We start from the raw sequence: 13,704 nt of genomic DNA on the forward strand, positions 1-13,704 counted from the left end.
TCTCAGGCTAATCATTAGCCCACAATCAGCAGACATTAGCCAATAGCTAATTTACTATTAGGCACTTGCGGATAAAAAATGTCCCACCTTGTTATCTAGCCTCGACTATACTCACCTAACTTTGGCTGAGCGTAGTCAAAGCCACAGGTACTTTAATTAATAGCAAGCTAGTTAATCAACAATTAAGAAAAGACGATTACTAAAATCAGACAAAAACGATTGCTTACCATTTTAGTACAGATCCATCGAAATCGTTCAAAAAGTAAAGACAACACGAAGCGCCATCTTTACTTTTTGCCTTAACAAGAAAAAGTTCGATGTTGCAGCGAGGGCATCTGGCGACGAATTTGGTCGATGCGGGAAGGCTGTATTTCCGCGATCGCGACACCAATGCGATCACCTGCATCGGCGAGGACAATGCCCCAAGGATCGACAATCATGGCATGACCGTGGGACTGACGGCGAGGGGTATGCATCCCTACCTGTGCTGGCGCAATCACGTAGCTAGTATTTTCGATCGCCCTAGCTTGCAGCAAAACTTGCCAATGATCTTTGCCCGTAAACGCTGTAAAGGCGGCAGGTACAAATAAAACATTTGCCCCATTATTGGATAGGTAGCGATAAAGCTCTGGGAACCTCACGTCATAGCAAACGGATAGCCCTAAGTTGCCATACTTCTCAGAAACATATACAGGGGGTGACTCCGTACCTGCGAGTACCGTCGCTGACTCCTGATAGGTATTGCCATCGGGAAGGTTGACATCAAATAAATGCATTTTGCGGTAACGGGCAAGTTCTTCACCTTCACGACCGATGAGCAGCGCCGTGTTGTACATTTTGCCTTGATTACCATTACTGCTATTAGCAACAGGTACGGGAAAGCCACCACCTAGCAAGAGAATTTGATAGCGTTGGGCGATCGTAATTAGAAACTTTTCGCTCTTTTCTGCAATTTCTGTAGAAAGTTTGGTCTTTTCCATTTCATCTCCCAAAAACGAAAAGTTTTCAGGTAGACAGACTAGTTCTGCTCCTCGATTCACTGCCAGTTGGATCAAATCTTCTGCTTGAGCAAGATTTTTATCTACATCAGAGATACTGGTCATTTGTACGGCGGCCGCCAAATATGACTTCATTTCAATCCTTAAAACTTTCCCACATAAATTCGGATGTGCCCTAAAGCACTTACTTTAGATTACCTTGCTATAGCAGCAATTCTCATTTTTAAAATTAGTTTTAAGTTTAACCACATCAAATCAATCAAATTACGCCCTTCCCAGCGAATATAGATAATTCAAATAAAAACTACAGCTTCGACTTCGCTCAGCTAGCTTACACCGAGGGCTGAGCGAAGTCGAAGCCCGTCTACAAGTTATTTAAAACAACTATAAAGCCCTATAGAGGCGGCACTTCGCGCCGCCTCTATAGGGCTTCATAGCCAATTGCCCACGAGGACAAAGGGAGCCCAGTAAAAGGGGTGAGTAAATTGGGGATTGTTTAAAAGCCCGATTTGCGCTTTTCGTAAAGCATTGGCTTTAGTGGTTTGGAGGAGCATGAGTTCTTGATAAAACTTTTCCATAAAGGTAGCTGTGGCACTATCCTCAACTGACCACAAACTGGCGATCGTGCTCCTCGCCCCTGATCGCACCGCCAGACCCGCCAGACCCAAAGTGGCGCGATTATCGCCTTTGGCAGTTTTGCAAGCACTGAGTACCAATAGCTCAATGGGATTTAGTTGGTCGCGATCTCTGGTTTGTAGTAAATCTCCTAGCTGTTTGACTCCAAGACGATTATTCCAAGTCAAAATAAAGGTTTTCGCCGCGTCAGAACTAAATTCACCGTGGGTGGCTAAATGAACTACTCGAAAGGAATTTTTACTGATTTGGGTTTTGATAGATTCGCTGATAAAGGTTTCATTGAGCAATGGGGTTGGAGCGGATACTATGGACGCAATTTGCCGAACTTCTCTTTCGACATTAGGTAATGCGCTAAAATTTTGAGTCCCTTTACTTAAGCCACCGATAAACACTTCTAGTTGCTGACGCTTGAGGGGGTGAGGATCGAGAAGTTGCAATCCTGGAGTGACAGCCAGATTGTATTTCTCCATTAAGTACTGCTTACCATCATAGAGAACTGCCATCGGCAGATTCCGCAGGGCTCCATCGAGAACGAATACGAGAGTTTGAATTTTATGGGTGGTGAATATAGCTTCGAGTTCTTTGCCAATCAGGATATTGTAGGTTTTCTCTGAGGTTGTTTGAATATCGGTCTCAAGGGATGTACGCCTTAGCGATCGCCACAGTTCGCTCAAAAGTCGGTTGAGGCTATCTTGGGAAATTGTGGTGGTGTGATGGATGAGGGAACGATCGGGAAGCGCAACGATCACTTCTACCCGATCGGGCAAAACGATGGGGTAAATGACGGCTGCATGAGCATCAACTTCGTCAACTTGGGTCGAAAGTCCTTTCAGGCAAGCTTCTTTAAAGAAATTATCTAATTCTGCGATTTGGAGAGATTCGATCGCTTTACGGGCGGCGATGAGATTTTCTTGGCTTAATGTTTGCCCTTTTTTATGGGTCATGAGCAGGTCTACGAGCTGGCGGTAGATAGGCTCGACCCCATCACGAAAGGAAAATTGAATGTCAGCATTGCTAGAGACAAGATCGCCGCGAATAGAAGTAAGGGTACTGACGGTTTCATTGTAAGCAGCGATCGCCTGAGACTGTTTACCTTGGGCTTTAAAAATCCTTCCTAACTGCCACTGCCAGCGATAGGCAATGTCAGCCGCATTATGATTTTGGGCGAGAATAAGCGCTTTTTCGGTGAGTTCCTGAGCTTCCGTAAGTTGTTGGGAGCGTTCGTAGAGTTCTCCTAGATAACCGATCGCATAGGATTCGGCTCTCGGATCGCCCATTGCTTGGGATTGTTGCGCCGCCTTAGCAAGTAATTGGGCGGCAATTTGGCGATCGCTTCCTAGGCGATCGCTTGCTCCAGAGTTTAGCTTCATTAAATCTTGGGCAAAACCCACCCTCGCATATACCGAAGCCCGACTGGGAGGGAGATCCTGTAACTGGGCTTGGATTGTCGGTAATAGTCTCTTGACGGTCTCAAATTGTTTTAACCCAATTTCAAGGCGCAATTGGTTTATTTGGGCTTTTACCTGAGTGATGGGACGGGTCGTAATTTGAGCAGCCTGTTGATAATAGGCGATCGCTTCGGTACTCTTTTGCTGGCGATCTCTACTATCTCCTGCACTTGTAGCCTCCAGTTGGCTGGAGTTGACGTTACCCAACCCAAGGAAAATTTCGGCAGTAGTTGGCTTATCGTTGAGCTTTTGGGCGATCGCTAAACTTTCTTTCAGGATCGTCGTAGCTTCAGCGAAATCTCCATTGAGACGCAGGGTATCACCGAGTTCGATCAGACTAGCAAGTTTTAGGGAAGAGTCGGGGATCTCTTGAAGTGCCGATTGAACCTGTTTGAGGAGATCTTTGGCTTTGGGATAGAGCCCAAGCGATCGCATGGCTTGACTTTGATTAATTTTGTTGCGAATGGCTCCATCTTTATCTCCGACCTGTTCGTAAATAACTGCGGCTCTTTGCCAAGTGGCTAATGCCTCTTGTGCCTTGCCCTGCGCGATCTGGATACTCCCCCGAATATTGAGAGCCTGCGCCAGTAATTTAGATTGTGGGAGATGGGATTGGAAGATTTCTAAACTGAGTAAAATTGATTGCTCTGACTCTTGCCAATGACCGAGCTGTTGATGGGCTAAGGCAAGATTTTGGCTGACAACAGCTTGATTGATGCGATCGCCTTGTTTGGCATAGATATCGGCAGCCTGTTGCCAAGTTGCGATCGCCTGAGCATATTGTCCTGATTGATAATATTGTTTCCCGATATCAACGATCGCAACAGGATTACTGGAAGAAAATTGACTGATAGAGATACCCGAAACGTTAAGTGAGGTTTGTCCAGAGGGATTGGGAATGTCTTTGGGAATGTCTTTGGTAATATTTTTAGGAATATCTTTAGGAATGTTTTGGGTCTGGCTGGGTTGCACATTCCATCCTAAGAGGATGGCAAGTATTGCTGCGCAGATGCCCATAATGAGATAGCGGCGGAACCTGCTGTTCTTGGGCTTTGAATAGCTCATAAACCTGTTCTTTGGGTTATTTTGTACAAGAAAGCTCAGGGATGGCAGGGCTAAGTGGGTTCGCCGCCGCAATTAATCGCAACTTGCCACGGCTATCTCTAGCGATCGCATTTGCCTCAATAATAGCTTTGGGAAATTCTTTAGTTATTTCTGGTTTTATTTCTGGTTGCGTTTGCAATGCTAAGGTCGAATTATTGGCACTATTATTGGCGGCACTATTATTGGCAGCACTATTATTGGCACGGGGTAAAAGCTCAGCTAATTCTACCAAGGGTTGTGGGCTGGAAAGCTCGTCGCTAGGGCTTTTGGGTAAACCGCCTTTACCCAAAACCGTAAAGCTATTATCACGACTAGATAGTTTGCCGCCCACTCCACAAGTCTGACTAATTTGCCTCGATGGATCGATGAGATTGATCGGTAAAGTAGTTAGCCCGCGACTAGGATCGATGTCTAGGGTTGTCACCTTTACATTTCCCTGCAATCCAGATTGGGAACTAGCAGTAATATCACTAAAGGGAGTCAGTTGCGACCGAAATTCTAATCCATAAATACCATTCGTAGTGATATTAATATTGCCACCATTCCCCGTAAAAGCATTCGCAAAAATATCGCTATTTTCCCCCTTAACACCGATCACAAATCCTGCGTTAATATTAATGTTGCCCCCATTCCCCCCTGCATTGGTGGTTCCTGCGGTAGTACTAATATCACTGCCATAGCGCAGAAGTAATATCGATGGGATATGCAAACCGATGTTACCCCCATTAGTACTTGCGGTCGAAGCATTTATGGAGGAACCATTGAACAGAGAGAGGTAATTTGATGAGATATTGATATTGCCACCAATACCATCGCCTAAACTGCCAACAGCGATCGTCGCGCCATCTTGAAGCGTGGCATACTGTGCATCGATCGCAATATTGCCACCATCCCCCTTCGAGCCTTTGGCGGTATTAGCAAATAGACCAGTACCTGCGGTAAAGCGCATAGAATTTCCTGCTTTGATGTCAATATTGCCAGCTTTCCCATTACTACTAGTTTGAGCGGTAATTTGACTATTGGTTTTGAAGGTGAGATCCTGCCCTGCGGTAATAGTGATATTACCTGCATCGCCTAGGCTACTGGTATTACTCAAGATTTGGCTGTTTTGGAAGACAATGGATTTAGGGCTGGTTATGGAAATATTACCCGCAGGATCCAACCCTTGGGTCGTGCTCAGGATCAGCGTGTTATCAAAGGTGAGATTATTCGTACCCATAACATTGACATCGCCCGAGCGCCCGCTTTGTCCAGAACCAAAAATCGTCTTAATGAAAGTATTCGGATCGTTAATATCGTAGGCTCGTTGGGGGAAGTTAACCGTTTTACTAGTAATGATCTGAAGATCGGCGATCGCTAAATCGCCCAAGCCCTTAATATTTACTGCACCCGCCCGCCCGAACGCCGATGAGGTAAAAAGCCCGAGGTTTTTGATCTGATTTTGGGCAACTAAATTAACTTCTCCCCCATTGCCACTAATCGCTCCTAGCTTAGAAATGGAGAATGACAAGATATAACTAGTTAAGGCACTGACAATGTTGCCTTTTGGAGTGGACATCGATACCGTTCCTGCATTTTGAGAAGCAGCCGCAGGTGCAAAGGAGTAAGCTGACAATGTTGAATTGTTCAGATTAATATTTCTAGCGCCTGAATATAGAGAAATTGCACCACCATTGCGAGCATTTGCCGAGGGTGAAAAAGAGTAGGAATATAGGCTTAAGTCATTCAGGTTAATATCACCCGAAGCGGTTGCTAAGGAAATTGCGCCGCCATTGCCAGCATAATTCGATTTTGATGTTGAATAGGAAGCAGTAGAGGAATTTAAGGGTGCTTTAATCAGCGAAATATTGCCAGAATTGGAAGCTAAGGAAAATGCTCCACCATTGCCAGAGGATTTAAAACCAGAGTATGTCCCCGTGTCTAAATAAGTACCAGTACCTCCGTAGAAACTGTTGGCATCTTGAATTGTGATGTTGCCAGAATCAGTGGCGACAGAGGCCTTTCCCCCATTGCCTGAAGATCCTAATATGGATACTGATGGAGATTTCCACAGGGGAGCCGTTACAATAATATTGCCTGAATGGGAAGTGAGAGAAACATCTCCCGCATTTCCCGAGTCACCCAAGAAAACGTAGGAAGATGCTTCAAAATACACCTGATCGAGGATGATATCGCCCGAATAGGAAGACAATGAAATCTTGCCACCATTGCCCGTATCGCCTACAAAGGTAAAAGAGTCAGTGTATAAATTCGCATTTGTTGTAATATCACCATTGTAAGAAGAAATGGCGATCGCGCCACCATTGCCAGCATTACCAATAAATGGCTCCGAGTAAGCAATTAAGTCGGAATGTAGCGCAATGTCCCCTCGTCCATAGATACGAATATCCCCAGCATTTGCCCCGACAATACCAGTACTCACATCAATTGCTTGCGTGGAGATTTTACCTTGTAAATTATTGGGAGCAAACTGGTTGGTCAATAACACTAATCCACTGGGGATATCTACACGAATATTGCCATTAATCGTGATGTTAGCACTAGTGGGAGAATTGTTATAACTAGGAAGTGGAGCGATAGACCCTGAAACTATCGGGCTAGTTGGTAAGCCGCCGAGTTGCGCCCAATCTACACCCGATCGCACATCTAAAGTTGCTTGTTGGCTACCATCAACTGTAATAGGGATTTTAATGGGGATAACATTCTGAACCGAGCCGTCACTGTTCTTAATTGTTTGATAGTCAGTCAAATAGACCGTTGCAAGATCGGCATAGCTTGTTGTGGTATTAAATAGGTTGGAATTATTAGGATTGATGGTGGTACTAATGCTCCCCGTAGCAGCGATCGTCACATTGCCCAAGGTAACGCTTCCCCCAGCGAGAATATGCAGCGATGCCCCTGTATAGTTTCCTAAATTGACATCGCCATTTACCAAAATGATGGGATCGTTGGGACTGATGAGATTACCGAGAGTTCCATTGAGATTTTCAATGTTTAAGTTTCCTCCAGCGAAGAAATGTGCGTCACCGATCGCAGGATTGGGCGATCGCAACACCATATTCGCTCCCGACCAAAAACCACTACGAGGATGATTTAACGCAAAAATATCGATCGATTGATTGCTCTGCAACAGCATTTCTCGACCAGCAATTGCCCAAAATGGATTGCTAGCTGTATCACGAATCTTTAAAGTATTTTGCGCTAGTAAGGTTAAATTTCGACCTGCCTGTAACTGTCCCTGTAGGTCTAATCTATCCGCATTTAAGATTAAATCTTGTTTGGCTGACAGATTGCCAAGATTGGCGATCGTTGCCCCCGCATTACTCGCACCATACTGTAATCCTGGAGTAATGCTAGTGGTTAACAAGGGAGGGGCTTGGGGATTAGTGGCACTAAATTCGCTGCCATCGGACAATTTGAGGCTACCTGCGGTACTACCCAAAAAAGTTCCCCCGACATCTAGTTTGGCATTGGTTCCAAACGTAATGCCATTAGGATTGAGCAAAAATAAATTAGCTTTTCCATTTGCTTTAATGATGCCATCAATGTTAGAAATGGAAGCACCTGTAACTCTCGCTACGATGTTTTCAATATTAATAGCATTATTAAAATAGGCAGTATTATTTGGAGCGACAGAGAATTCTTGAAAACTATGATAAAGGTTAACTCCCCTAGTAGTTCCTCCATTAATTGTGGAGGTTAGCCCACTTTTAGTTACCATAGAGTTGATCGGCAAAGTTCGATCTGGAACGATCTGGGCAGACGCAGAGAATGTATTGGGAAAAAGACATACACCAACTAGATAAGAAACATAGATAGGGTATGACAGGTGTTTCATTCTCTAAATTCCTTTTGTAAGTATTTCAAAAATCAATGATAGATATTAAATTAGATATTAAATTAGATATTAAATTAAATATCTAATTTAATATCTAATGAGTAAACTGCGAGGCGCAATTAAATATAGATCCCCTAAACCTATAGTCTGCGATGCAGTTTTTGATGCTGTTTTTTATGCCCAGTTAATATAGCCGTCCTAAACCATTTGGATATTTTTGGGTTTGTGGAAGCGTATCCCTTCGGGATACGCTTCCACAAACCATTTAGGGTTGCTATATACCCAGCTAACTGGATAGCTGAGAATAAATAATTTTAAAGTCTAAAAGCTAAATATGAGTAAATCATATCTTAGCATTGAATATTAAGTAATATATAGCGATCCTAAATCATTTGTAGATTTTTGGGTTTGTGGAAGCGCACCCCTTCGGGGTGCGCTTCCACAAACCATTTAGGATTGCTATATGCAGCTAAATTATGCCCAAATGAAGAATATTTCCTCTCGATAAATAATTAGTGAAATCTGCAAGTGATTATCGTGAAAGCATTATATGATTACATATCCATACCTTTAGGTAAGAAAATTAAGAAAATATATATTTCAGTATTAGTGATTTCCTTAAACTTCTACAATCAAGAGATTGCGGCTCAATCCCCATCTATTCCTAGTTTAGGAACCCCTAACGAGTTTGCCCCCAAAATAACTCCGAAAACTCCAACGGAACCTTTGCCACTGCCACCGCCCGATCGCCTATTTAATCTCCAAAATCCTCAAAATCCCCAAACGCCATCAGATTCGCACATGCCTCCTCATAGTACTTCTGAATTGATCGTAGTCAAGAAATTTGAAGTGATTGGCAGCAGCATTTTTAGCGATCGCGAATTAGAAAACATCACTAATCCCTATACTAATAAGCCAATTTCCATTGTCGAATTATTTCAAGTTAGAACCAAGATTACAGAACTGTATTTAGAGCGTGGTTACATTACCTCTGGTGCATACCTCCCAGAGCAGGACTTACAGACAGGAACCGTTAAGATCCAAGTCGTTGAAGGGGGACTAGATCGAATTAAGATTATAGGATTGAGCAGACTGAATGCGGGCTATATCCAATCGCGGATTGAGATCGCCACAGGTAAACCCCTTAACCGTAATCGTCTCCTCGAAGCATTACAACTATTACAAATCAATCCTCTCATTGAGAGTATATCGGCAAATTTGTCCCCAAGTTTGGAGGTAGGACTAAATGATTTAGAAATTAAGGTAACCGAGGCTCCAACCTTCAGTCTTCCGATTACCTTTGATAATAGTCGCGCTCCTAGCGTCGGCTCCGAACGCCGCCAAGTCCAACTGATTGAAGCAAATTTGACAGGACTAGGCGATCGCCTCAGTCTCTCCTATGGCAATACCGATGGTAGCAATGCTTTTGATGCAAGTTATACAATTCCTTTCAATCCTTACAATGGCACGATTGGGCTGAGTTTGGGAACCTCATCGAGTAATGTCATCGAATCTCCATTTAACATTCTCGATATTGCCTCTAATTCCCGCAATTACGAACTGACAATTCGCCAACCCATCTTCCAAAATACTGCCCAAGATCTCGCCCTAGGCTTAACCTTGAGTCATCGGCAAAGCTCAGCATCATTGCTGGGTGGGCTCATTCCTTTTCCTGCCCTTGGTGCTGATGATAATGGTCAAACTAAAGTTACAGCGTTGCGCTTTTTTCAAGAATATGTCCAACGCAGTGCCGAAGAGGTATTTGCGGTGCGATCGCAAGTAAGTTTAGGGCTGAATGCCCTTGGCTCCACGATTAACGACCTGTCTCCAGATAGTCGGTTTCTCGCTTGGCGGGGGCAAACTCAATATTTACGGCTACTAGCACCGCAAACGCTGCTACTGTTGCGAGCCGATCTCCAGCTTAGCGATCGCCCCCTGTTGTCTCAGGAACAAATTAGTTTGGGCGGACAAGATAACCTGCGGGGGTATCGCCAAGATGCATTGCTCAGTGATAATGGCTTAGTCTTATCGGCAGAGGTACGGATTCCGATCTTGCATATTCCCGACATTAATGGACTTTTACAGGTTGTTCCGTTCTGTGATTTTGGTACGGTATGGAATCAGCGAGCAAATACAAACCCCGATCCGAGCACTCTCGTCTCGGTAGGCATGGGATTGCGATTTCAAATGAGCGATCGCCTCACCATTCGTCTCGATTTAGGCTTGCCCCTGAGTCGAATTTCCGCAGAAAAGAGAACTTTACAGGAGAATGGAATTTATTTCTCCATATCTACAAATCCATTTTAAAATTTATCTATGTGGAGCATTCTCAAAAAAAGTATTTGGAAATATAAAGAGATCTGTGTAATTATCCCCATAACCACAGGGATTTTACTAGGAATTCGCTTTTTGGGCTTACTTCAGCCCCTAGAATTATCCCTCTACGATTTGTTCTTTCAGTGGCGACCATCTGAACCGATAGATAATCGCATTGTGATTGTCGCAATTAATGAATCGGATATTCAGAAATTTGGTTATCCCATTGATGACGATACCCTCGTTAACCTTCTCAAAGCAGTCAAAAATCAGGAACCTAGAGCGATTGGATTAGATATTTACCGCGATCTACCAGTACCGAAAAAAAATAATTCTGGATATCAAGAACTATTGAGTATATATACCTCTACACCCAATCTCATCGGTATTCGCAAAGCGATCGCCAATCGAGAAGGTGATGGTGTAGCCGCTTCTTCAATTTTGGAAAAGCTCAATCAAGTTGCTGCCAATGACTTGCCCCCCGATCGTGATGGCAAAATCCGACGGGTGCTGTTATCGTTAAAAGATAAGCAAGGGAAGACGATTACCAGTTTGAGCGCTGCCCTTGCGCTCCAATATCTCAAAACCGAAAATATTAAACTAGAAGTTCTTGACTCCCAAAAGCAACAATATAAATTAGGGAAAGCAATTTTCTCACCTATGGAAGAAAATGATGGCGGCTATGTTCGCCAATCCTTAGGCGGTTACCAGATATTATCGAACTTTCGCAATTTTCAGGATGGATTTCCTGTAGTCTCATTAACGCAAATTTTAAATGGAGATATTCCTCAGGATATCTTTCGCGATCGCCTTGTTTTGATCGGTATTACCGCTGAAAGTAATACCGATTACTTTATTACTCCCTATAACAGCACGGTTTTAGGGAATTCTTTTCCCGTCACTAGTGGTGTGACCTTACATGCTAATATCACCAGTCAATTAATTGCGAATGCCCTCGGCGAACGTCCAGTTTTACGGGTCTGGTCAAAACCGATAGAAACTCTATGGATTGTCATCTGGTCGCTGGCTAGCGGTCTATTGTGTTGGAGCCGTAGTTATGCCAAACCAAAGAAACGGTCGAAATTCACTTTCCATATCCCTAGGTTAGCTCTGGAACTCGCTGGTTTAGGGACGAGTCTATTGATTGCTAGCTATATTCTATTTTTACAGGGATGGTGGATTCCAGTTGTTCCTGCATTTATTGCCCTATTTACTTCGACGATGGTGATCACGGGTTATAAAGCCCTCAGCGCAGGCGAAGCGCGTAGACGCGCTATCTTTTCGGTTATTCCCGACTTGATGTTCAATGTGAATGGCGATGGAATTTATCTAGGGCAGATTAACTTTGATAGTAGCGTCGAGTTGTTATATCCCGATATTGAAAATATCGGTAAGCATCTTTCTCAAATTCTGCCGCAAGAATTGAGCGATCGCCATCTTTTTTATATCCATCAAGCAATAAGCACTGGGGAATTACAAACCTACGAACAGTGCATCTGCGTTGATGGCAAGTACCGCGATGAGGAAATTCGGATTGTCGTTAGTGGAGCCAATGAAGTGCTATTTACAATCCGCGATATTAGCGATCGCAAAAGGGCGGAGTTAGCAATTCACAAAAAAAATACCGAATTAGCTAAAACCCTAGACGAGTTAAAGGCAACCCAAAAACAACTGGTGGAATCAGAGAAATATGCCTCCCTCGGTAGCATGGTGGCTGGTATTGCCCATGAAGTTAATACCCCCATTGGCAATAGTTTAATGGCAGCTTCCATCCTTGAGAATGCCACCAATAAATTTAGCGCCTCTTTCAATCGTGGCGAACTTAGAAAATCTAGCTTACAGGCGTATTTAGAAAAAGCCAAAAGTAGTAGTGAAATTCTATCAGCTAACCTCCATCGTGCTGCCGAACTCATCCAGAACTTTAAACAAGTTGCCGTAGATCGTTCGAGCCTAGAGCAACGAAGCTTTCCCGTCAAAGACTATATCGAAAAGATTTTAACTAGCCTAGAACCCCAACTCAAATATACGCCCCACCAAGTAATCGTCCGAGGTGATGCCAATATTACGATGCAGAGCTATCCAGGCGCATTGTCTCAGATCGTTACCAATTTAGTGATAAATTCCTTAACCCATGCCTATCAGGGCTTAGATAAAGTCGGTCTATTACAGTTTACGGTTACCCAGCAAGACGACAAAGCAATCATCATTTACTCCGATGACGGAATTGGCGTTGCCAATGAAAATTTAGCTAAAATTTTTGAACCTTTCTTCACAACCGCTAGAGATAAAGGTGGTAGTGGGTTAGGACTTCACATTATCTATAACCTCGTAACCCAGAATCTCCAAGGTACAATTCTTTGTGAAAGTGAAATGGGGATGGGTACAAAATTTACAATTACCCTCCCCATTCAACTACCCTCAACTAACTTTGACTACGATTGAGATGCTCTAGGCTATTCTCAAATATTCAATCGTAGCCGCTCAAGTTTTATCATTAAAAAATCTTTAATATCTAATCAATATCTCTTCTTTTCATTTAAAAAGTCATTCTTCAAAAATCGATTTGCTTAATGCTATTATCAAGTCAATGATTTCCTCCTTAATAAACTGGATAAATGAATAAAATAAGGCGTTTTTTATTCAGCATTTTGCCACAATCAAGCGCAAATCCAGAATACCTGAAGTGCTTACAAATAAATCATTTTGGCTTTTAAATATATTTTTTTGGCTATACTAAAATAATTAGGATTATTGCATAGTATTTTTAATCGATATCTTGCAAATATTTTGAAGTTTACTCTACCTATATAGACAAGTTTTTCGTATATCTTTTACGCATTTTTTATATGTCTTTTGAATTTGACTTTTTTTGTAATGAAATTAAAGGAATTGCAATGTAATTGACGTTATGAAAAAAATTAATGGGTAAACTAATAATGCACATGGAAATAAGCGCATTATCATGTAACAAAAGTGGATTTTTCGTAACTTTATTTGAAGGAAGAATTCTAATGATTACAAGCTACCATCGACGAATTGGCAGCGTTGTAGGAATAATGACCCTACTAGCTAGCTCAATCGGATTTTCCCCGAGTGCAGCTCAGTCCAGCACGTTTAGCCCTCCACCAGAGAATACGGTGCCAACCCAAACTACTGGCGGAGCATCTCGCGGCGGGTTTATACCCCCTGCTGATAATTCTGCACCAACTCAAACTACTGGTGGAGCATCCCGCGGTACTTTTGTACCTCCTGCTACCAGTTCTGCACCAACTCAAACTACTGGTGGAGCATCTCGCGGTACTTTTGTACCTCCTGCTACCAGTTCTGCACCAACTCAAACTACTGGTGGAGCATCTCGCGGTAC

Annotated in this window: 5 protein-coding genes and 1 pseudogene; 3 read left to right on the top strand and 3 right to left on the bottom strand. The window is 43.1% G+C overall.

Features of this window, described 5'->3' with window-relative positions:
- Nucleotides 1-299: 299 nt before the first annotated feature.
- The 3 genes from AC805_RS24120 to AC805_RS24130 form a co-directional block, all read right to left on the bottom strand.
- Nucleotides 300-1,133: a carbon-nitrogen hydrolase family protein gene (locus AC805_RS24120; RefSeq protein ID WP_009625975.1), complete on the bottom strand. Its 834-nt coding sequence runs from the start codon at nt 1,131-1,133 to the stop codon at nt 300-302.
- A gap of 296 nt (nt 1,134-1,429) precedes the next feature.
- Nucleotides 1,430-4,147: a CHAT domain-containing protein gene (locus AC805_RS24125; RefSeq protein WP_055077772.1), complete on the bottom strand. Its 2,718-nt coding sequence runs from the start codon at nt 4,145-4,147 to the stop codon at nt 1,430-1,432.
- 16 nt (nt 4,148-4,163) lie between these two features.
- Nucleotides 4,164-8,024: a filamentous hemagglutinin N-terminal domain-containing protein gene (locus AC805_RS24130; protein WP_055077773.1), complete on the bottom strand. Its 3,861-nt coding sequence runs from the start codon at nt 8,022-8,024 to the stop codon at nt 4,164-4,166.
- A gap of 537 nt (nt 8,025-8,561) precedes the next feature.
- Here AC805_RS24130 and AC805_RS24135 point away from each other — a divergent pair.
- The 3 genes and pseudogenes from AC805_RS24135 to AC805_RS24145 form a co-directional block, all read left to right on the top strand.
- Nucleotides 8,562-10,331 carry a ShlB/FhaC/HecB family hemolysin secretion/activation protein gene (locus AC805_RS24135; protein ID WP_231664326.1) on the top strand — a complete coding sequence of 590 codons (1,770 nt, stop codon included), beginning with the start codon at nt 8,562-8,564 and terminating at the stop codon, nt 10,329-10,331.
- 9 nt (nt 10,332-10,340) lie between these two features.
- Nucleotides 10,341-12,782 carry a CHASE2 domain-containing protein gene (locus tag AC805_RS24140; protein ID WP_055077775.1) on the top strand — a complete coding sequence of 814 codons (2,442 nt, stop codon included), beginning with the start codon at nt 10,341-10,343 and terminating at the stop codon, nt 12,780-12,782.
- Nucleotides 12,783-13,351: 569 nt separating this feature from the next.
- Nucleotides 13,352-13,704, top strand: a pseudogene (locus AC805_RS24145) (hypothetical protein); the annotation flags it as partial.

This window comes from Pseudanabaena sp. 'Roaring Creek' (assembly GCF_001402795.1).
Taxonomy (GTDB): domain Bacteria; phylum Cyanobacteriota; class Cyanobacteriia; order Pseudanabaenales; family Pseudanabaenaceae; genus Pseudanabaena.

Excerpts from the sequence above, each read along its gene's own strand:
- AC805_RS24130 (WP_055077773.1), bottom strand. The coding sequence starts at position 8,024 with ATGAAACACCTGTCATACCCTATCTATGTTTCTTATCTAGTTGGTGTA.
- AC805_RS24125 (WP_055077772.1), bottom strand. The coding sequence starts at position 4,147 with ATGAGCTATTCAAAGCCCAAGAACAGCAGGTTCCGCCGCTATCTCATT.
- AC805_RS24140 (WP_055077775.1), top strand. The coding sequence starts at position 10,341 with ATGTGGAGCATTCTCAAAAAAAGTATTTGGAAATATAAAGAGATCTGT.
- AC805_RS24120 (WP_009625975.1), bottom strand. The coding sequence starts at position 1,133 with ATGAAGTCATATTTGGCGGCCGCCGTACAAATGACCAGTATCTCTGAT.